Source organism: Pseudodesulfovibrio senegalensis, assembly GCF_008830225.1.
In the GTDB taxonomy this organism is placed as follows: Bacteria; Desulfobacterota; Desulfovibrionia; order Desulfovibrionales; family Desulfovibrionaceae; genus Pseudodesulfovibrio; species Pseudodesulfovibrio senegalensis.
The window spans coordinates 712,179-734,192 of sequence record NZ_WAIE01000001.1 but is presented as its reverse complement, the minus strand read 5'-3'; the positions used below and the strand labels follow the sequence as shown (position 1 = coordinate 734,192).

Here is a 22,014-nt window from a genome sequence, read left to right as displayed (position 1 = left end):
GAGGACAACCATGACACGTTTCAACACTCTCTTTGCCGCCACCATGCTGTTGCTGCTGGCCACAACAGCCACTGCCCTGTGCTGCACCACCATGATCATCACCAAGGGGGCCAGCGCGGACGGCTCCATGATGGTGGCCCACTCCGACGACGACGAGTTGGGCGACCAGCGCTTCATACTTGTTCCGGCCCGCCCGCAGCAGGGAAAGCGCCAGATTTTCGCGGAGCATTACCGTTATCCACGCATTTCCACCAAGGAACGCGGTCCGGCCTACGACACGGGCGCGCCCTACACCAAGCCGCTCTATGAACTGCCCTACAAAAACATCTGGGCCATTCTTGGCCACAGCGTCCCGGTGTCCTACGCCTATTACGACGGCGCATACGGCATCATGAACGAACACAACCTCATGCTGGGCGAATGCACCAACGGCGCATATTACGAACCCAAGCCCAACAACGGCGACAAGCCCGGCCCCATGCGCCTGTTCTACAGCTCGGAACTCTCACGCGTTGCCCTGGAAAACTGCAAGACCGCGCGCGAAGCCATCACCCTCATGGGCGGACTCATCGACAAGTACGGATTCTACTCCACGGGCGAAACCCTGCTGGTGGCGGACCCGAACGAGGCATGGGTCTTTGAAATGTGCGCACTGGGTGACCAGTCGCGCCATTCCGCATGGGTGGCCCAGCGCGTGCCCGACGGCATGGTCTTTGTGGCGGCCAACGAATTCCGCATCCGAAACGTGGACTTCAAGGACAAGGAACACAAGAATTTCTACTGGTCCAAACACCTGCCCAAAGGATGCATGCAGACCGGGCACTGGGACGGCAAGACAAAATTCGACTGGCTCAAGGCTGTCAGCCCCGGCGAATACAACCATCCCTACTATTCCCTGCGCCGCGTGTGGCGCGTGCTGGACCGCGTCAATCCCGACCTCGGCCTGAGCCCGTGGGTGCGCGACGGCTACACCACGGCCTACCCCTTTGCCGTGGCCCCCAAGAAAAAACTGACACCGCACGACGTGTTCGCCCTGTACCGCGACCACTACGAAGGCACGCAGTTCGACCTGACCAAGGGCGTGGCCGCAGGTCCCTACGGCGACCCGCACCGATTTGTGGGCCCCTACGACAACCCGCAAAACGACATCAGCGACAGTTCCACGCCTCCGGCCGGAGCATGGGAACGGGCCATTTCGGTCTTCTATCAGGGCTACACCTTCGTATGCCAGTGGCGTCCCGATGCCCCGGACATGACCAAGGGACTGGTCTGGCACGGCCCGGACGTTTCCTACACCACCTGCTTTGCCCCGTTCTTTGCCAAGGCAAACAACCTGAACCCGGCCTATTCCAGCGGCAGCCCCCAAAAGCTGGACCGCAAGGCCGCATGGTGGGCGTTCGATTACGTGAACTCCCTTTCGCGCCTGAACTTCCAGCGCATGACCCGAAACGACATCCTGCCCCTGCAACGCCAGCTGGAACAGGAATCGCTTGAATTCGTGGCCCGCATGGACAAACTCATGGTCAATCCGCCCAAATCCGCGCCGCTGATTCTGGGCAAGGAAGCAACCGCCAATTCCAACCGCATGCTGGAACGCTGGTGGGACCTGGGCGACATGCTCATCGCCAAATACTCGGACGGCTACATCAACCTGCCCAACGGTCGTTACTCGGAGCCTGCTCCGGGCACCATGCCCATCGAGGTGGGCTATCCCGCCACATGGCTGGACAAGACCAACTACCGCCAAGGCCCCACGACCTACGACATGAAATAATAAAACGGCCCGTCCGGATGATTCCGGGCGGGCCGCCTACCTGCTGCGCTCAAAAAAATCAGAACGTGCGTTCCATCACTGCGACAATCTCGCTGACCCGGTGCATGTAGGTATGATGGGCCATGATCCGTCGATGGGCGGCCTGAACCACGGTTTCCCGCGCTGCGGGATCGGACAGCCAACGCTCCACCGCAGCCCGGATACCGTCTTTATTCCCATAGCAGGCGATCTCGGTGCCGGGGTCGAACAATTCCTCAAGGGCCGCTCCTTGCTGCGAAAGCACAAACGCCCCGCAACACGGCGCGTCGAACACGCGCTGGTTCTGCGCATGGCGGGATTGCAGGCTGTTGACATTGAAATTGACGGCATTTTGGCCGTAAAAACCGGACAACTCGGTTCGGTAGTCCAGACGACCGCGCCATGAAAACGAGTCTTTGCCGAGCAAATCCTTCCAATGGGCATCGCCTACCACCAGCGGCGCAAACCGCAGCAACTCACGCACGCACGCCACCCGATGCAACCCGGACGCCTGGAGTTGCACAAGACGCAAAAACAGACGCCGCCGCTCTTCGGTCAACGCCTTCCAGCAGGCATAGGCATCCGAATCAGCGCGCAGCACCCGAAAGACAGGTTCGGCCGGGTTTGCGGCCCATGCCCGGGCCAAGGCATCAAGCCGCTCGGTCAATGCGGCGGGGAACTGCCCGGCCCGCATCGCGTCCGCGGTCTTGTCCGTCCATGAGGATCCCACAAAGGCCACGTCCCGCACCGGCTCGTCCATTTGTTTGGGAAAACAAAAGCTGTCCACATCCGCTGCCAGCGGCAGATACCCGGCATGGGCAACACCTTGGGCGGCAAGGGACGACACCGCATCCGGGTCCCACGAGAAAACGGCCAGCAGGGAATCGGCGGCCACACGATCACGCACGAACATCTCATGCCGGTCCACGAACCAGCTGGCAAGGGGTACGCCCGCCTGCCGTAAAAGGCGCAGGACCTCGCCTTGCGCGTCCAGCCCCGCATGGTTGACCGTCAAAATGAACGCGGGCCGGAACGTCTCGATGGCATCGAACAGTTCACGCAGGAATTCCGTATCCTGCCGGAAACGGACAGTGGCATGCTCCACGCCCAGCCGTTTCAGGGCGGACATGATTTCCGGTATCACCAGATAATCCTGCTCAACGAACAGGATGCGCGGCCACTCGGTGCGGCGTATGGAATCCTGCCACGTGTTCACGGCACGCTCCGTATGTTCTGCGTGGTTCGGTGCGGTAAACAAAAGCCCTGCCGCGCCGTTGGGCGAAGCAGGGCCTTGATGATTGCAATGAATGATGCGCTTGCGCGGTCCGTCACCACGAGCCTCCGGCTACATTTCCGGCACGGGCATGGGCGGCAGGGCGCGTTCCAGCGTGTCGGCAACCGAAAGCAGCCGTTCCTCGGAAAACGCCGGTCCCATGAGCTGCAGGCCCACGGGCATCTGGCTCTCGGAGCCAAGTCCCACGGGCAAGCTCATACCCGGCAGCCCTGCGAGGTTCAGGGAAATGGTGAAGATGTCCATGAGGTACATCTGCAGGGGGTCGGCCTTTTCGCCGGAACGGAACGCCGTGGTCGGGCAGACCGGACCGGCGATCACGTCGCACTGTTCAAAGGCCTGCTCGAAATCCTTGCGGATCAGGCGGCGTACCTGTGCGGCCTTGCGATAATAGGCATCGTAATAACCGCTGGAAAGCACGTATGCGCCCATGATGATGCGGCGCTGCACCTCGTCGCCGAACCCTTCGGTGCGGCTGCGGGTGTACATGTCGATGAGCTCGTCGGCTTCCTTGTTGCGGTAGCCGTAGCGTACGCCGTCAAACCGCGAAAGGTTGGAAGACGCCTCGGCCATGGCGATGATGTAATAGGTGGCGATGGCGTAGTCGGTCAGTGAGAGCTTGACCGGCACGGTCTGCGCGCCCAGCGATTCGGCCTTGGCAATGGCCTCACGGCAGGCGGTTTCCACTTCCGGGGCAAGGCCCTCGCCCCAGTATTCCTCGGGCAGGCCGATGCGCACACCGGAAAGGTCCTCTTTGCCCAGCGCCGCGCAATAGTCCGGAACTTCGCAATTCACCGAGGTGGAATCCTTGGGGTCGTGCCCGGCAATGATCTGGAGCACGCGCGCCGCGTCTTCCACGCTGCGGGTCATGGGACCGATCTGGTCCAGCGAGGATCCGTAGGCCACCATGCCGAAACGGGAAACGCGGCCATAGGTGGGCTTCAACCCCACAACGCCGCAGAAGGAAGCAGGAAGACGGATGGAACCGCCCGTGTCCGTGCCCAGCGCACCATAGCACTGGCAGGCGGCCACGGTTGCGCCCGAACCGCCGGACGAGCCGCCCGGAACCCGTTCCGGGTCCCACGGGTTGGCGGTCTTCTTGAATGCGGAGTTCTCGGTGGACGATCCCATGGCGAATTCGTCCATGTTGGCCTTGCCCAGCAGCACGGCTCCGGCATCGCGCAAACGCTCTACCACGGTGGCGTCGTAAAACGGCACAAAATTCTCGAGTATCTTCGAGGCACAGGTAGTGGGAACGCCTTTGGTGGTCAGCAGATCCTTGAGCACCATGGGCACGCCCCAGAGCGGCTTGTCCGCCTCCGGTCCGCTCTGGTCCATGGCGTGGGCGCGGGCAAGGGCTTCCTCGGCCTGCACGCTCAAAAGCGCGCCAACGCGGGGTTCGGTGGATTCGATCCTGTCGAGACAGGACTGGACGACATATTCAACGGATATTTCCCGCGATTGCAACTTTGCCGCGATCTCGGAAAGGGTCATGCTATGCATATCTGACATGAATTAACCTTGTGGCGATACTAAACGATTCTGGGAACGATGAAAAACGCGCCGTCCTGTTCCGGGGCGTTGGAAAGCACCTCGTCGCGCGAGTAGTCCTTGCGCGGTTCGTCAGCCCGCAGCACAGTGGTGTGCTCCACCGGGCTGTACATGGGCTCCACGTCGCTGGTGTCGAGTTCACCCAGCTTGTCCATATAATTCAGGATATCGTCCAACTGTCCGGAAAAAAGCTCTATTTTATCATCGGAAAGGTCAAGGCGGGCCAGTCCGGCCACCTTGGCAACTTCCTCTGGACTGATTTTCATATATTCAAACTCCTTGAATGCGTAAAAACGCTATTGGGCCGATGCCGCAGCCTTCTCTTCGGCCTGGCGTTCCTCGTAAATCTCGGCACGCCGCAAACGCCGGGCCGTGGCCTTTTCCACACGGGCCTTGATGGTCTCCACATTGCACACGGTCTTGCCATGACGCGTGGGGCTGAACAGGAAAAGCTCCTGACTCGCCATGCCTTCGCCGTCCCAGGAAAGGGCCGCCATGCTGAAATCCATTGTCTGGGCGTGTGCGATGCGCTCATTGACCTTGTCCGCAGTCCATCCCGAGGGCAGAACCCCCATGCGGGAAGCGAAACGGACGAAATCAAAACCGAGCGCAACCCAGAAATCAGCCCGGCCCAGACCCTCTTCGGTCAGGGCGTCCTGCAGGGCCAATGCACCATCGCTGCCGCTCCACCATGCGCCCGGGCAGATGGCCAGCTTGTAATACTGTTCTTCAATGCCTTTTGCACGGTCCAATGCACGGCTCCACAGCCCCGGACCGAGGAACACCAGTTGCTCGGCTTCGTAAAAAAAGAAGTTGGGCAACAGGTTCTGGGCCTGGCTCCAGCCGTCCGGAATGAACACCGCGCCGAAATCCGGAATGGGCAGCGGTGCTTCCTTATTCTCGCTGAAGTTGTCAGGCACATTGAGCAGTTTGGCAATATGGCGGTTCCACGAGGTCAGTTCCCGGGGGGGATATGACTGCATACCGCGAATATGCGCGCCAAGGGGCGCGGCCTCGTTGTAAAACGTTCTGGACATGGCGCGACCGAATTTTTCCTCCGGGTAAAACACCGCGAAATCGCGGATACCCAGTCGGTCCACGGCCATACGCACCAGACTGCGCACCTCGTCCTCGCGACTGGTGAAGAAACGCCACGCAATGCGCCCCTCTTCCTTTTCGCCAAGGCCGGGCAAAAAAGTGAAAAACGCCCGCTTCTTGAGGATGGAGTCACACTTGTCCGAAGCAAGCAGATCCTTGAATGCCTGCACGCGCAACGGGCCGCCCACCAATGAAAAATGGGAAGGCAGAGCGTCCAGACGCTCGATCCAGCCCGGAGCAGCCGTATTGATGACCCGGATATCCACTTCGTCGCCGATGCCGGACTGCCGCCACTGGCCCACCCCCGCGCCCCGCAGGATGCGTGTGCCCACCTTGGCATACGGGCCGGTCATGGGCAGGGCAAGGGCGATGCCTATTCTCGGCAGCCCGTAACGAGCTTCCAGTTCCTGAAGCGTTTCGATCAGGCCGGTGCGGTCTTCAAGGGAGGCGTTGGCCGCAATGCCATGCATGTTACGCCACACAGCGCCCCATTTTTTCTTGTCGTCGGCCTCGCGCAGGGAGCGCTCGAACGAAACCAGGGCATAGGGGAACGTGTAGCGGTTGGAAGCGGTCACATACCGCGACAAAGCGGACAGCGGCCCCTGATCGTATTCCTTGAGCCCGGCAAGGTAGGCGTGTTCGAAGTTCACACGCGCCATCCGGTCCGGGGCCTTGGCATAGAACGCGTCCAGCACGCTCAGGGCCTTTTCCCAATTCCGTTCGGCCATGTAATAATCCGAATACCACCGGGCCATGTTCTGGCGGGTCTGCCACGGCAAACCGGTCTGCTCCAAAGCCCACGCGCGGTGATTCTCCAACCGCTTGTGCCTGCCAAGCGCATCGGCGGTATCCAGATAGGCCTGCTGCCAGTCCCAGCGGCTGACCGCGTTGATGTCGAGGTTGGCCCACTTTTCCAGGCTGGTCATGGCCTGATGGTAATGGCCGTTGTGATAGGCGCTCAGGCCAAGCCGGCTCTGGGCAAGCGTACGCAAGGGCGCGGAAAGGTCCTGCCTGTCCAGCGCATTGCCGTAATACAGCTCGGCGGCCTGATATTCCTTTTCCGCCCAAGCCTTGTCGGCCTCGACCATGAGGTCGGCCGTGGACAGCATGTCCGCGCTCTTCATGGCCCGTTGGGTCCACGAAGACATTCCGGCCGTACAGCCGAAAAGCGCAACGGCGGCAAGCAGGGTAAGGGCCGCGAGACTCAGTCGGACCGTGTGTCCGAAACGTGTGTTATTCATGATGACGGTTCCGTATTCTCCATTGCCGGAAAGCGCAGAAAAAACCCGGCCCGCATATTGCGAGCCGGGTATTGCTATACGTGGCTTGGTCCGAGTTTGCAAGCCGGTTACTTGACCTCGGTGTAGTCGGCGTCGACCACATCGTCGTCATCCTGCTTGGGCTGCTCGGCTCCGGCGTCCGGTCCGGGCTGTGCCTCGGGACCGCCGGCCGCGCCCTGATCCTGCCCCTGCTGGGCATACAGTTTTTCGGCCAGCTTGTGGGAAGACTGGGCCAGAGCGTCGGAGGCCTGCTTGATGGCGTCGTGATCGTCGCCCTCCAAGGCCTTTTTCAAATCTTCAATCTTGCTTTCGATGTCGGCCTTGAGTTCAGGCTCCACATTTTCACCAATATCCCTGAGGGATTTTTCCGTGGTGTAAATGAGGGTGTCGGCCTGGTTGCGGACCTCGATGAGCTCCTGCTTCTTCTTGTCCTCGTCCGCATGGGATTCGGCATCCTTGACCATGCGGTCGATCTCGTCGTCGCTCAGGCCCGAGGAAGCAGTGATCTGGATGGACTGTTCCTTGCCGGTACCCATGTCCTTGGCGGACACGTTGACGATGCCGTTGGCGTCGATGTCGAAAGTGACCTCGATCTGCGGCACGCCGCGCGGCGCCGCCGGAATGCCGGTCAGCTCGAAATTGCCCAGCAGCATGTTGTCCGCGCACATGGGGCGTTCGCCCTGGAACACGCGGATGGACACGGAGGGCTGGTTTTCCGAGGCCGTGGTAAACACCTGCGACTTCTTGGTCGGGATGGTGGTGTTGCGCTCGATGAGCTTGGTGAACACGCCGCCCATGGTTTCGATGCCAAGGGAAAGCGGAGTCACGTCCAGCAGCAGCACGTCCTTGACGTCACCGGAAAGGATGCCGCCCTGAATGGAAGCGCCCATGGCCACCACTTCGTCCGGGTTCACGGAACGGTTGGGCTCCTTGCCGAAGAAGGCCTTGACCTTCTCCTGCACCAGCGGCATGCGGGTCATGCCGCCCACGAGGATGATCTCGTCGATGTCCGAAGCGGAAAGTCCGGCGTCGGCCAGGGCTTTCTTGCACGGTTCCACGGTGCGGTCCACAAGGTCGTCCACCAGCTTTTCCAGCTTGCCGCGGCTGATCTTGACCATCAGGTGCTTGGGACCATTCTGGTCGGCGGTGATGAACGGCAGGTTGACTTCGGTCTCCATGGAAGAGGAAAGTTCCTTCTTGGCCTTTTCTCCGGCTTCCTTGAGACGCTGCAGGGCCATGCGGTCCTGTGCGAGGTCGATGCCGTTTTCCTTCTTGAACTCTTCCACGAGATATTCGATGACGCGCTGGTCGAAGTCTTCGCCGCCGAGGAAGGTGTCACCGTTGGTGGCGCGCACTTCCACGACATTGTCGCCCACTTCGAGAATGGAGACGTCAAAGGTGCCGCCGCCGAGGTCGAAGACCGCGATCTTCTCGTTGGCTTTTTTGTCAAAGCCGTAGGCCAGCGAAGCCGCGGTGGGCTCGTTGATGATGCGCTTGACTTCGAGTCCGGCGATCTTGCCCGCGTCCTTGGTAGCCTGACGCTGGGAGTCGTTGAAGTATGCCGGGACCGTAATGACGGCCTCGGTAACGGTTTCGCCCAGATAGGCTTCCGCGTCCTTCTTGAGCTTCTGAAGGATCATTGCGGAAACTTCGGGCGGGCTGTATTTCTTTCCGTCCACTTCCACCCACGCGTCATTGCCGTTGCCGGAGATGATCTTGTAGGGGCAGTGGTCCTTCCACTTGGCGACTTCGGGCGCGCTGACTTCGCGGCCCATGAGACGCTTGATGGCGAACACGGTCTTTTCGGGGTTGGTGACAGCCTGACGCTTGGCGATTTCGCCCACCAGGCGTTCCTTGTCGGTAAAGGCCACGATGGACGGCGTGGTACGGCCGCCTTCGGGGTTGGTTACACACTTCGGGTCCTTGCCCTCCATGACGTATACGCAGGAGTTGGTGGTTCCGAGGTCGATGCCAATGATCTTACCCATTGCGGTTCCTCCTCATATTCTATTGATATCGTAATTTATTGTTGATTTCGGCGAACACTGGTTCTCAATTAAGCACTCAGTTTCGCTTGTAAAGACGATTCCGCTCTTTTTTTCAGGACTTCTTGTTGACCATGACCTTTGCAGGGCGCAACAGACGTCCCTTGAGCACGTATCCGGCCTGAACGATCTGGGCCACGGCATTGTCATCCAGATCATCTTCCGAAGCCATTCCCACGGCCTCATGGAACTCGGGATTGAACTCTGTGCCTGGCACCGCTTCAACAGACTCCAGCCCGTGGTTCTTGAGCGTGTCCAGGAATATTTTCCTGGTCATGTCCACGCCCATGACGAAATTCTTGCACGCTTCGTCGGCGTGGTCGGCATGGGCCAGCGCAAGGTCGAGATTGTCCAGCACGGGCAACAGGTCTCCCAGTATGGAATCACCGGCATACCGCTTCATTTCCTCGGCTTCGCGCAGCAGCCGTTTCTTGACGTTCTCGGTGTCGGCCAATGCGCGCAGGCGTTCCTGTTCGGCCTTTTGCATCACGTCGCATTCCGGGCAGACGTGCTCCCGGCACAGAGCGGTGAGTTCCTCTTCGGAAAGGGACAGCTCGTCGGCATTCTCGGCCGAAGCGCAATTTTCCTCTTCCTGTTTCACATCGTCCTGATCAACCCCGTTGATGGGGATGTCCGTTCCTTTTTCCTTGGGCATATGTATCCGTCCTCAAATGAATTTCGGCTTTCGCGCGCAACAAAGAAGCGCATTGCAGACACAAGTAAGCATCGGTGTGCGGTTGTCAACAGGCAAATCGCCCCTTTTGCGGGAGAAATCAGACCTTGAACTCACCATTTTCATAAACGAGGCGGGGCTTGCCGTCTGCCAGCATGGCCGTGACCCGTTTCGGCTCGGTGTTGACCATGTCCCAGTGGATGTCCGAAACATTGAACCCGAGCGAAGCCTCCAGCTCCGGGGTCAAAACCTCGGGCGGCCCGTCAAAGCACTCCACCAGGGAACCGCCCAACGCGATGTGGCAGTTGCCGTATTCCCCACCCACGTTTTCGTCGAGCAGCGTATGGGCCATGAAACTGTCCACCCGCGAATAACGACGATCCGTAAGCGAAAATTCACCCACCCTGCGCGCACCCGCGTCCGTGTACAGCTGGCGTTGCAGGAAAACCAGCCCGCGGTCCGCATCCACGCGCGTGGTCACGCCGTCAAAAAACTCAAGGGTCACGTTATGTACCAGATGCCCGTTGCGCAGACTGGGCTGGTTGGCGTAAAAAACGCCCTCAACGCCCCGGCAGTCCGGCGACACATATAGTTCGCTGCCCGGAATATTGGACCCGGTCAGGGCTCTGAATCGCCTGTTGCTGCCCACCGGAACCCGCAGGTCAAGATGTTCGCCCTCCACCTTGAAGGACCGGATGTTCATGGTTCCCAGCCATGAACACAATTCGTGCAGCTCCCGCTGCATGCGCCGCCACTCCCGTACGGGATCGGGCATGTTCAGCCAGCAGGCGCGGTGCAGCTTTTTCGCATATTCATCAAAGCTCATGCCCGAAGCCTGCGCCAGTGCCTCGGTGGGATACAGGCCCATGGTCCAGCCCAGCGCGCCCGACTGCCTGCGTCGCCCCAACATGCGCCTGAGCGGCTGTTCGGCCCGGTTGGCCTCGGCAATGATGTGCGGGTCCACGGTCTGCAAGTGCACCAGATCCTCAGGAGCCAGCAGATTCACGCACCCGGCTGCGGCCTGGAAAAGCTCCATGCGGCCCGGCTGCTGAAAGGTCAGCTGGGCAAAACTGGAATTGAGGTACCGTTCCACTTCCATGATCGGCGTGGGCTTGGCAACGGGCACGGGCCGGAAATGCCGGTCCATGCACAGGGAATACAGGCTCTCCACCAGAGCTATGGCCTGGTGGTCGTAGCGAATGACCACCACGTCGCCCTTTTGCAGTTCGCGCCCGCGCGACTGCCCAACGCCCCAGAGCAGGACCTCGGCGTAATTTTCCAGATCGGTTCTCGAATAGGGTCCGATGACAGGCCTCCTTGTTGCAGTCACCCTATACGCTCGCCTCGCGCAGGGCAACGCGCAATAGCCCCGCAAAACTCACGCAATCGCGATTGACGGCCAAGGCGAGCCGGTGCAGAATCAGCCGCACACAATCAGGAGCCACCATGCCCATACTGCCCGCATCCGACTACCGCGCACCCTTTCCCTTCGGCAACGGTCACGTCCAGACCCTGTATCCGACCCTGCTGCGTCCCACGCCGCAGACCGCACCGCGTCGGGAACGCATCGCCACGCCGGACAACGACTTCATCGACATCGACCACCACGCGGCACCGCATCCCACAGACCATGTGGCCGTGATTTCCCACGGACTGGAAGGCAACTCGCGCAAAAAATATCCACTGGGCATGGCCAAAGCCCTGAACCAGGCGGGCTGGGACGCCGTGTGCCTGAACTTCCGGGGATGCTCCGGCGAACCCAACCTGACCATGCGCACCTACCACAGCGGCGTGACCGACGACCTGCACACCGTGCTGACCCACGTGCTGAAAACGGGCGGCTACGCCCGCGCCGCGCTCATCGGCTTCAGCATGGGCGGCAACCAGACTCTCAAGTACCTCGGGGAAGCACCGGACAACGTTCCCGAACAGGTTGCCGGAGCCGTGGCCTTTTCCGTGCCCTGCGATCTTTCGGGCTCGAGCACAATGCTGGAACGCCCCTCCTGCCGTATCTATATGGAATACTTCATGCGCGACCTGCGACGGCGTGTCCGGGTAAAAAACGAACAGTTCCCGGGGCGGCTGGACCTGAGCGGCCTCGACGCCATGATCACCTTCCGCGAATTTGACGACCGCTACACCGCACCCATGCACGGATTCCGCGATGCCGAAGACTACTATGCGCAGAGTTCCTGCCTCGCGTTCCTGCCAAACATCAACGTGCCGACCCTGCTGGTGAACGCCCTGAACGACCCCTTCCTTTCACCGGCATGCTTTCCCCGGGAGCATGCCCTTGCCAACCCCGATCTCCATCTGGAAACACCGGCCACGGGCGGACACGTCGGATTCGTACGCTTTGCCCCGGACGGACAATACTGGTCCGAACAACGCGCTACGGCATTTCTGCACGAATACGCTTCTTAAAATTAAGAAGCTAAATTAAAATAAACCACAACACGCAAGCACGAAAAGACCGTTCATTCGGTTGCAAGACAAACCCAATAATCAGTTATCAAAAAATAAAATATAAAATCTCGCGCACCCACAACAGCCGCGCACCTCACACAATTATTGTTGACAAGCTAAACCATCAAGCGTAATCCGCTCTCAGAAAGAGGAAAAAAGTCAGGCGAACCATCTTTTTTTTGAGTATATAGTTTAGCAGCTTTACCAAAAGCAGAAAATACGGAGAAAACAATGAAAGCAATCAAAAACGCCCTCGTGGGTTTCGCGATTCACCGCAGTTGGGTCACCATCCTGCTCATCCTGATGGCCACCGCAATCACGGGTTCGTTTTTCCCGCAGGTGAACATAGATACGGACCCCGAGCACATGCTCCCGGAAAACGAGGCCTCCCGCCTTTTTCACAATCAGGCCAAAAAGACCTTCGATCTTTCGGAAATCGTGGTGGTGGGCATTGTCAACGAGACCGACCCGGACGGAGTCTTCACTCCGCAAACCCTGCAAAACATTCACACGGTGGCACAATTTGCCAAGACCTTGCGCTGGGAAGACCCGGACCATCCGGACAGGGAACAGGGTGTCATCGAAGTGGACATGATCGCCCCATCGCTGGTGGAGCACATCAGTCAGGCCGGGCCCGGGACCATCGCCTTTGACTGGCTCATGCCCGCCCCTCCCGAAACACGGGAACAGGCGCTGGCCGTGCGCGAAAAGATCATGGCCAACCCCATGCTGGCCGGACGCATGGCCTCCGAGGACGGCAAGGCCCTGTGCCTGTACCTGCCGCTCACGGACAAACGCTTCAGCTACCGCGTATATACGGCGCTCAATGAGAAGATCGCGACCCTGAACGGCAGAGACCAGTTCCACATCACCGGGCTGCCCGTTGCGCAGGACGCCATCGGCGTGGAAATGTTCACGGAAATGATGGTGGCCTCGCCTTTGGCCATGGGAACCATTTTCCTGCTGCTCTTCTATTTCTTCCGCAAGCTGTCCCTGACCATCCTGCCCATGCTCATCGCCACGTTCTCGGTGGTCATGGCCATGGGGCTGATGATCGGCCTCGGTTTCGACGTACACATCATGAGCTCCATGATCCCGGTATTCCTCATGTCCATAGCCGTGGTGGACTGCATTCACATCCTTTCGGAATTCTTTGACTGCTACAGCCCGGAAAAGGGACGCAAGCAGACCATACGCGAGGTATTGGACACCCTGTTCATGCCCATGCTCTACACCTCGCTGACTTCGGCGGCCGGTTTCTTCTCCCTTGCGCTCACCCCGATCCCGCCCGTGCAGGTCTTCGGCGTGTTCGTGGGCATCGGCATCATGGCTGCATGGCTGCTGACCATCATCTTCGTGCCCGCCTACATCATGGTCCTGCCCAAAAACGCGTTTCGCAACTTCGGCTACGAGGCGCACGCAAAAGACAGCCACACCCTCATGGGCAGGGTGCTTCTGGCAACAGGGCGCACGGCCTACAAGCAGGCAAAGCCCGTCGTTGCCGGGCTGGTGATCCTGCTGTGCGTATCGTTCTGGGGCATTTCGCAAATCCAGATCAACGACAACCCGGTCAAATGGTTTGCGCCCGAGCACCCCATCCGCAAAGCGGACACCGCGCTCAACGCCCACTTCAAGGGCACGCACCCGGCCTACCTGATTCTGGACGGACAGGAGGCAAACACCAGCAGCCCGGAATTCCGGCAGGATGTCTCCAGCCGATTCATGGAATTCGCGCAAAAGATGTCGCCCCACGCACCCAATGCCAAAAAGCTGGCGGACCGGCTGCTCAGGGACATCTGGAACACGGCCGAGGCCGGGGAGCCGGACAGACCGTTTCTGGATTCGGCCATTGCGCTGGCCGATGAACGGGCAGAGCGGTCGTCCGACGACGACTACTATGTCTATGACGAACTCAAGAGCTTCTTCAGCCTTGAACAGGAACGCCTCAAAACCTTCAAACGCCCGGACGTGTTGCAATATCTTTCCGGCCTGCAACAGGAACTGGAACGTGAGGGGCTGGTGGGCAAGGCCGTGTCTCCGGCCGACGTGGTCAGCAAGATCAACCAGGAAATGCTGGACGGCTCCACGGCCAACTACCGCGTGCCGGGCAAGCTGCAAAGCGTGGGCGAATGCTACATGCAGTTCCAGCAGGGGCACCGGCCCCACGACCTGTGGCATTTCGTGACCCCGGACTTCGGCCATGCCTGCGCCGTTGTCCAGCTCTCCAGCGGAGACAATAAAGTCATGGAGTCCGTGGAGAACTTCGTGGACGATTATTTTGAGAACAACCCGCCGCCCGCGCCCATGAATCACAGCTGGGCGGGCCTGACATACATCAACGTTGCCTGGCAGAACCAGATGGTGCAGGGCATGCTCCGCTCCTTTCTCGGCAGCTTCGGCATTGTCCTGATCATGGCCGTATTCCTGTTCCGCTCCCTGAAGTGGGGCCTGCTGTGCATGGTGCCGCTGACCCTGACCATCGCGTTCATCTACGGATTTATCGGCATCATCGGCAAGGACTACGACATGCCCGTGGCCGTTCTCGGTGTGCTCACGCTGGGCATGTCCGTGGACTTCGCCATCCATTTCGTGGAGCGCAGCCGGTCCATATACGCAAAAACCGGCTCGTGGCGCGAAACCGTGCCCATGATGTTCGACGCGCCGGCGCGGGCCATCAGCCGCAACGTGCTGGTCATCGCCATAGGCTTTCTGCCCATGCTGCTGTCCTCGCTCGTACCCTACCGGACGACCAGCCTGCTGCTCTCGTCCATCATGTTGCTCTCCGGGATGCTCACGCTGGTGGGCATGCCGGCAATCATAACCCTTGCCAGCAGGCGTTTCTTTTCCGGCTCTCCCGCAAAAAACGCCTGACAAACGGAGGATGAAAACATGCACGCAAGAACAATGAACACCGCAATGGCCGAGGAGGGAGAGATGAAGATGAAATCATTCCTGCTCGGAACGCTGGCCTTTCTGATCACGCTCATGGCGGCGCTGGTCATCGCCTCCACCCTGCTGCTGATGGAAATATCCTTTGCGGCAACCCCTGCCGCCGCAGCGAATCCGGTTCCGGACGCCGGTCCCGGAGTGGATGAAATAGTGAAACGGGCCAACCACGCGGCCCTGTACCAAGGCGACACCTGCAAGGGCACGGTAGCGCTCAAAATCGTGGACAGCCAGGGCAGGGTCCGCAACCGCTCCCTGAACATCATCCGTAAAAACAACGGACAGGACGACGGCGACCAGCTGTACCTGACCTACTTCAAGGCTCCGGCAGACGTGCGCAAAATGGTCTTTCTGGTGCACAAGACCACGGAACCGGGACAGGACGACTCGCGCTGGCTGTACATGCCGAGCCTTGATCTGGTGAAACGCATCGCGGCCGGGGACAAACGCACCAGCTTCGCGGGCTCGGATTTCCTTTATGAAGACATATCCGGACGGAACCTGAGCGAGGACAGGCACGAACTCGTGGACACAAAAAGCGGAAACTTCGTCATCAGGAACACGCCGCTCGATCCCGGGAGTGTGGAGTTCTCCCACTATGTGGCCCACGTGGACCAGAAGACCTACCTGCCCATGCTCGTGGAATACTACAAGCCCGGCGGGCAATTGTACCGCATCATGGAAGTGGTCAAGGTGGAAAACGTGAAAACCGACAACGGAAACGTCTATCCCACGGTCACCAACTCCATGGTGCGTAACCTCGAAACCGGCAGCACCACCACAATGACCTACTCGGACATCCGCTACGACATCCCCCTGAAAGACGAGCTCTTCGGGGAACGCTACCTGAGAAGGCCGCCCCGGGAAGTGATGCGATGAACCAAGGCGCAACCATTTGCGCGGCCGTGTGGCTGGGGCTGATCATGGCCCTGGCCGCACCGGCCGCTGCCGGGACAACCGGCATCACGGAAAACGTAACCGCGCAGACATCCGCCCCCTCGCTGCTGGACCGGCTGGCCGAACGGTTTCCCCCGCTGGAAATCAACGGCTACGTGGAGACGCGGGCCGGGATGCGCACACGCAACGATCCGGACGAAAAAGGCGTCTCGGTTGCCGAGGCCACCCTGCAACTGGAGATGTTCACCTATACGGATTGGGCGGATTTCAAGTTCAAGGGCGATCTGCGCACGGACGGCGTGACCGAATCCGTGGTTTTCGATACCCGCGAGGCATGGATATTCTCCCGGCCGTCCGACAACGTCGACATAAAAGTCGGCCGGCAGGTGCTCACATGGGGAACCGGCGGACTTGTGTTCCTGAACGACATGTTCCCCAAGGACTGGCAGTCGTTTTTCATCGGCCGCGACGCCGAATACCTCAAGGCGCCCTGCAACTCGGCCAAGGTCGGGCTGTTCAGCCATCTGGCCAACGTGGACCTCGTGTACACGCCACGGTTCGAGCCGGACCGCTACATCAACGGCGAATACATATCCTATTGGAGCGCGGCGGACGGCGAACGGCTCGGCAACGACGACATTCTGGAGGTGGACACCCCGAACGACTGGTTCGAGGACGACGAGTTCGCCATGCGCGTCTACCGCAACGTCAACAATTACGAGCTGGCCCTGTACGGCTACTGGGGCTATTGGAAAGACCCCAAAGGCGTAAACGACCAAGGCACGGCCACGTTCCCCAAGCTGAATACCTACGGAGCCAGCGTGCGCGGGCAGGTCGGGCCGGGCATCGGCAATGCGGAATTCGCCTATTACGACTCCACGCAAAGCAACGGGGGCACCAATGCGGACGTTCACAACTCGCAGATGCGCTACGTTGTGGGCTATGGGCAGGAAGTATGGGCAAACTGCACCCTTGACCTGCAGTACTACGTAGAACAGATGCTCGACTATGGCGAATACCGCGACAGGACGACTACGGGCAGGCCCAAGGACGAATTCCGCCACGTGATCACCGTGCAGCTCAGCCAACTGTTCATGAACCAGACACTGACGCTCGCGCTGGACGGCTACTGCTCGCCCTCGGACGAAGACGCCTACCTGCGCCCGAGCGCGGAATACAAGATATCGGACACCACCGTGGCCAGCGTGGGTGCCAACATTTTCTTTGGCAATCACCCGGAAACGTTCTTCGGCCAATTCTCCAATAATTCTAACATATATACATCAATACGCTACAGCTTCTGACCCCGGAAAACGTCACATGAAAACAAACTTGACAGCATCGTTTAGCATCTTTATCAACAAGCCATGAGCAATAACGAAGAAGCCATTCGCCATATGACCAGCAGGCTGCTCAGGATCATCAACAAGCATGACCGTATTGAGGAACTTCCCATACGCATTGCCGACGATGTGGAGCTGACGGCCCGTGAAATCCACACCCTTCAGGCCATCGGCCAAAACGAGGGCGGCAACATGAAAACCCTGGCCATCACATTGGGCGTAACCAAAAGCGCCGTGTCGCAGATGGTGGGTAAGCTGGAAAAGAAAGGCTACGCCCGCAGAGAAAAAGCGCCGGACAACAACAAGGAAATCCAAGCATTTCTCACGGAATCCGGATGGCACGCCTTCAAGGTGCACGATAAATTTCACGAACGCCACATGCGTACCTTGTTCCGCAGACTGGAAGATTTCTCCGACCCGCAGATAGCCACGGTCTCGGCCATTCTGGCAGTCATCGAAGGCGTGGCGGATGAACGCATGGAGGAACTGTTCGGCTCCTGACACGGCACCGACGATTTGCAAAGCCGGACAACCAGTGCATTTACGTCGGCAAAAACGGCCATGACGCACTGCCTCCCCGTGCATTGATGCTATTCGTTTTTTTTGGCACTTCAGTTTAGCAACTTAACTATAATAATCAAGGAGCGCACCATGCTCAGTATGGGTATTGATATCGGCTATTCCTCGGTCAAGATCGCGATCACGGACGCCAACGGCACCATCCGGCACGCGGCCTACAGACTGCACAGGGGCAACGCCGGGCAAACCCTCAAGGCTCTGCTCGCGGATGCCCGCGAAGCCCTCGGGAAGGAGCGCATCGAATACGGCGCGATCACGGGCAGCGGACGGAAAATGCTGGGCGGCAAGGGCATCGCCGGGGTCAACGAAGTGGCCGCCCTTGTGGAAGGCGCGCTCCTGCTTGCCCCAAACTGCGCATCCGTCATTGAGATCGGCGGGCAAAGCGCCAAGTACGTCACGGATTTCAGCCAAAGCGACAAAACCGGAGTGCAGGTGTCCATGAATTCGAGCTGCTCGTCCGGCACGGGCTCCTTTCTCGAAGAACAGGCATCCCGGCTGAGCATAGACATCGAACAATACGCGGCAACGGCGTCACGGGGCACGCACGTTCCGCGCATTGCGGGCAGGTGCAGCGTGTTCGCCAAAACGGACATCATCCACCACCAGCAGGAAGGCACTCCCGTGCCCGACATTCTTTTGGGCTTGGCCCATGCCGTGGCAAAAAACTACCGGAGCGCGGTCATGCGGGGCATGGACAAGCCGCTTCCCATACTGTTCGCGGGCGGCGTTTCCAAAAACCGCGTTCTGGTAGAGGCGTTGCGGTTCGTGCTCAAACTTGACGAAAAACAACTCGTCACGGCCAACCATGGTGAATCCGCTGCTGCCGTGGGAACCGCCCTGCTGGCGGCACGGCAACAGCTCGCGCTGGACATGGATTCCCTGCTGGCAGCGTTGGAAACGACCGCCCCGCTGCCCCTGCTCGCGGAAAAAGGCGTGACCCTTGAACCGCTGGGCCGCTTCGGCAGCAATGACGCAAAAAACAAACACCACTGCGTGCAGCTTCACGGCACCGGACTGACCGATTGCTGGCTGGGCATCGATGTCGGCTCCACCAGCACCAACCTCGTGCTGGCGGATCAGGAAAACCGCATCATCGGCTACCGCTATCTGCGCACCTCGGGCGATCCGGTCACCGCGGTCAAGCTGGGCCTGCGTGAACTGCACGACCAGTTCCGGGATTCCATCCGCATAGCGGGCGTGGCCACCACCGGGTCGGGCCGGTACATGATCGGCAGGCTCGTTGGCGCGGACGTTGTGCGCGACGAAATCACGGCACAGGCACGGGGCGCACTGGCCCTGAATCCGGACGTGGACACGGTCATGGAGATCGGCGGGCAGGATTCCAAATTCATCGCCCTGAACAACGGCGTTGTCACGGATTTCCAAATGAACAAGATATGTGCGGCAGGAACCGGTTCCTTCATCGAGGAACAGGCAAAGAAACTGGGCATCGACCTCAACGATCTCGGTGAAAAGGTCTTTGAAAGCCAAAACCCGATTCCCTTGGGCGAACGCTGCACCGTGTTCATGGAAACAGCCATTGCCGCACACCTTGCCCATGGGGCCGAGGTCAAGGACCTTGCCGCGGGCCTGTGCTATTCCATCGTCAAGAACTACCTGAACCGCGTGGTGGGCCAGAAACCCATCGGCAAAACCATCCTGTTTCAAGGCGGCGTGGCCCATAATCAGGGCGTGGTCAACGCGCTGCGGGCCGTGCTGGACAAAACGGTCATCGTGCCGCAATTCTTCAGCGTCAGCGGCGCGTTCGGAGCGGCCATCCTCGCGCGCGAACAGATGCAGGAAGCCAAGACCGCGTTCAAGGGCTTCAGTCCGCAGGAAAAAACCGCCCACATCAATCAGGAACAGGCAAAAACGCCCGCAACCGAATCCGCATTCAACCGCGACGTTCAGGACTTCATTTTCGACGGCTACGAACAGGAACCCGACCCGAACAAAAAAACCGTGGGCATGGCCCGGGCGCTCTTCACCTACGGCATGTTCCCCATGTTCTACCCCTTTTTCAAGACGCTCGGCCTCAACGTGGTGCTTTCCGAACCCACATCCGAAAAGACAATCCGATTGGCGCAGGAATACTCGCTGGACGAAACCTGCTACCCGGTCAAGCTCATGAACGGGCACGCGGCCGAACTCGTGCAGAAAAACGTGGACTACCTGTTCTTCCCGGACCTGTACACGGTCGCGCACCCCGGCTCCCAGTCACGCCAGAACTATGGTTGCGCCTACATGCAGCTGGCCTTCAAGATCATCAACAAGGCCATGCGGCTGGAGGAAAAGGGAATCAGGATGCTGGCCCCGACCATCGCCTTCAATCTGGGGCCGGACTTCATGCGCCCCATGTTCATGGACCTCGGCGCGCAACTCGGCTGCACGCCCGAGCAAACCATGCAGGCCCTGCAAAAGGGTATGGAATCCTACCACGCCTTTGAGCAGCGAATCGGTCAGCGCGCGAAAGAAGCCATGGCTTCACTGGATCCGACAAAGAAAACCTTCGTGCTCATTTCCAAGATATACGGTGTGGCCGACCCGGCCCTGAATCTCGGCATAGCGGACCGGCTGGCGGAAATGGGATATCAAACCCTGCCGTTTTTCGACACGCCGGAGGCGGATATCTTCCGCGACCACCCCAACATGTATTGGCCCTTTGGCCAGCACATTCTGGAAGCCGCCAGAGTGGTGCGGCATCATCCCAACCTGCACGCCATATTCCTGACCCACCACGGCTGCGGTCCGGACACTGTCCTGAGCCATTATTTCCGGGACATCATGGAGGACAAGCCCCACCTGACCATCGAGGTGGACGAGCACTCCTCGGCCGTGGGCGTGATCACCCGCGTGGAAGCATTTGTGAACAGTTTGGAAACAAATTCCGGCAACACGCCCGAAACCGTTGCGGGCCTGCCCGAATCTCCGCTCGTGAACATCATGACCGATCCGCAATCGCTGACGCAGGAAGCACAACTGCTGCTGCCCCGCCTGTATCCGTATTCACAAATATTCAGCGAACAGCTTGCGGCCTCGGGCCGGGATACGCAAATCCTGCCCGAAACCGACACGGCCTCCATTGAGGCCGGACGCAGACACACCGTGGCCAACGAATACTTTTCCATGGCCGCGTTGCTGGGCGACGTGCAGCAGGCGGTGAACACCATGGCTTCGGACAGCCGCCCCGTGCTGGTGCTGCCCCAGAACGAGGGCGCGGAAGTGGACGGACAGTACGCCCGCTTTTTGCGCTCCAAACTGGACCAGCAGGGCTTGGGCCACGTGGAGCTGCTTTCGCCGTTTCTTGAGGACGCGCCGAGCCTGCCCCTTGCGCTGGCCACCCCCCTGCAACTCGGCCTGCTGGCCGGAGACATGGTGCTGCTGGCCCCGGCCAGTGTGCGCGATGAAATGCTTCAACGCGTTGTGGCCATGGTGCGCGAGCAGACCCTGACCTTGGAATCCCTGTGCGATATGGCGAATGAAGTCCGCACGCAACGGGCTGCCCCGGCAAAGGGCAAACGACTGTTCGCCATCGGCGAGCCGCTGGTGCTCTACAACTCCGTGCTCAATGACCGCCTGTTGCAATGGCTGGAAGAGCAGGGGCACCGCGTGACCTCGGCCCCGCTGGGAGAAAACCTGTACCATTTCTGGAACGACTACACGCAGGAAACAGAGGACAGACGCACCCCGGAGGCCCTGCGCTTTCTGAACGAACTGCGCCACGCAATGAAGGTTTTGTCCGAACATTTGCAGGAAGCCAGCCCCTATGCGCCGGACCATGAACGACTGGCTGCGGCGGCCGACGCGCAACTCGGCCACTATGCGGGCTCGTTCGGACGCTACCGGGCGGCCAAAGCCCGCTGCTGCCCGCCGGACACACAGGGAGTCATCGCCGTGTCCTCCATGTATGAAAACACCGGCATCTCGCTGGGTATCCTGCAAAGGGGCGCGCAGAACGGCAACGGACATGCCCCGCTGCTTTCCCTGACTTTTGACGGCAACAGAAACGAAAACGACGCCACCAGAACCGAATCGTTCATCCACTACCTGTAG

14 protein-coding genes are annotated in these 22,014 nt (G+C 59.7%); 7 read left to right on the top strand and 7 right to left on the bottom strand.

The features are described 5' to 3' along the window. The first annotated feature begins 10 nt into the window (after positions 1-10). The gene (locus F8A88_RS03300; protein ID WP_206666390.1) at positions 11-1,774 is read left to right on the top strand and encodes a dipeptidase; all 1,764 of its coding nucleotides are present in this window, start codon (positions 11-13) and stop codon (positions 1,772-1,774) included. Between the two features lie 58 nt (positions 1,775-1,832). On the opposite strand, the gene F8A88_RS03295 is transcribed toward F8A88_RS03300, so the two are convergent. From F8A88_RS03295 to F8A88_RS03265, 7 genes are all read right to left on the bottom strand, one after another. Continuing rightward, positions 1,833-3,008, bottom strand: a complete 1,176-nt coding sequence (locus F8A88_RS03295; protein WP_151149634.1) for a CgeB family protein — start codon at positions 3,006-3,008, stop codon at positions 1,833-1,835. A gap of 129 nt (positions 3,009-3,137) precedes the next feature. After that, the gene (gene gatA, locus F8A88_RS03290) at positions 3,138-4,595 is read right to left on the bottom strand and encodes an Asp-tRNA(Asn)/Glu-tRNA(Gln) amidotransferase subunit GatA (protein WP_151149633.1); all 1,458 of its coding nucleotides are present in this window, start codon (positions 4,593-4,595) and stop codon (positions 3,138-3,140) included. 20 nt (positions 4,596-4,615) lie between these two features. After that, positions 4,616-4,900, bottom strand: coding sequence for an Asp-tRNA(Asn)/Glu-tRNA(Gln) amidotransferase subunit GatC (gene gatC / locus F8A88_RS03285; RefSeq protein WP_151149632.1), 285 nt, complete (start codon positions 4,898-4,900; stop codon positions 4,616-4,618). Positions 4,901-4,930: 30 nt separating this feature from the next. Continuing rightward, complete coding sequence (locus F8A88_RS03280) at positions 4,931-6,973, bottom strand: type 1 periplasmic-binding domain-containing protein (protein WP_151149631.1); 2,043 nt, start codon at positions 6,971-6,973, stop codon at positions 4,931-4,933. A gap of 107 nt (positions 6,974-7,080) precedes the next feature. Next, positions 7,081-9,000, bottom strand: coding sequence for a molecular chaperone DnaK (gene dnaK, locus F8A88_RS03275; protein WP_151149630.1), 1,920 nt, complete (start codon positions 8,998-9,000; stop codon positions 7,081-7,083). A gap of 112 nt (positions 9,001-9,112) precedes the next feature. Beyond that, on the bottom strand, positions 9,113-9,712 hold the full coding sequence (locus tag F8A88_RS03270) for a nucleotide exchange factor GrpE (RefSeq protein WP_151149629.1): 600 nt from the start codon (positions 9,710-9,712) through the stop codon (positions 9,113-9,115). Positions 9,713-9,830: 118 nt separating this feature from the next. Further along, positions 9,831-11,060, bottom strand: a complete 1,230-nt coding sequence (locus tag F8A88_RS03265; RefSeq protein ID WP_241667324.1) for an aminopeptidase — start codon at positions 11,058-11,060, stop codon at positions 9,831-9,833. A gap of 116 nt (positions 11,061-11,176) precedes the next feature. Between F8A88_RS03265 and F8A88_RS03260 the strand changes: the two genes are divergently transcribed. From F8A88_RS03260 to F8A88_RS03235, 6 genes are all read left to right on the top strand, one after another. Next, the gene (locus F8A88_RS03260; RefSeq protein WP_151149628.1) at positions 11,177-12,154 is read left to right on the top strand and encodes a YheT family hydrolase; all 978 of its coding nucleotides are present in this window, start codon (positions 11,177-11,179) and stop codon (positions 12,152-12,154) included. A 273-nt stretch (positions 12,155-12,427) separates the two neighbouring features. After that, on the top strand, positions 12,428-15,067 hold the full coding sequence (locus F8A88_RS03255) for an efflux RND transporter permease subunit (RefSeq protein WP_151149627.1): 2,640 nt from the start codon (positions 12,428-12,430) through the stop codon (positions 15,065-15,067). Between the two features lie 63 nt (positions 15,068-15,130). Next, a complete protein-coding gene (locus tag F8A88_RS03250) occupies positions 15,131-16,021 on the top strand; it encodes an outer membrane lipoprotein-sorting protein (protein WP_241667323.1) in 891 nt (296 codons plus the stop codon). Then, the gene (locus F8A88_RS03245) at positions 16,018-17,343 is read left to right on the top strand and encodes a hypothetical protein (RefSeq protein WP_151149626.1); all 1,326 of its coding nucleotides are present in this window, start codon (positions 16,018-16,020) and stop codon (positions 17,341-17,343) included. The genes F8A88_RS03250 and F8A88_RS03245 overlap by 4 nt, the downstream gene beginning before the upstream one ends. Positions 17,344-17,406: 63 nt before the next feature. Beyond that, on the top strand, positions 17,407-17,883 hold the full coding sequence (locus F8A88_RS03240; protein WP_151149625.1) for a MarR family winged helix-turn-helix transcriptional regulator: 477 nt from the start codon (positions 17,407-17,409) through the stop codon (positions 17,881-17,883). Between the two features lie 150 nt (positions 17,884-18,033). Then, positions 18,034-22,014, top strand: coding sequence for an acyl-CoA dehydratase activase (locus F8A88_RS03235; RefSeq protein WP_151149624.1), 3,981 nt, complete (start codon positions 18,034-18,036; stop codon positions 22,012-22,014).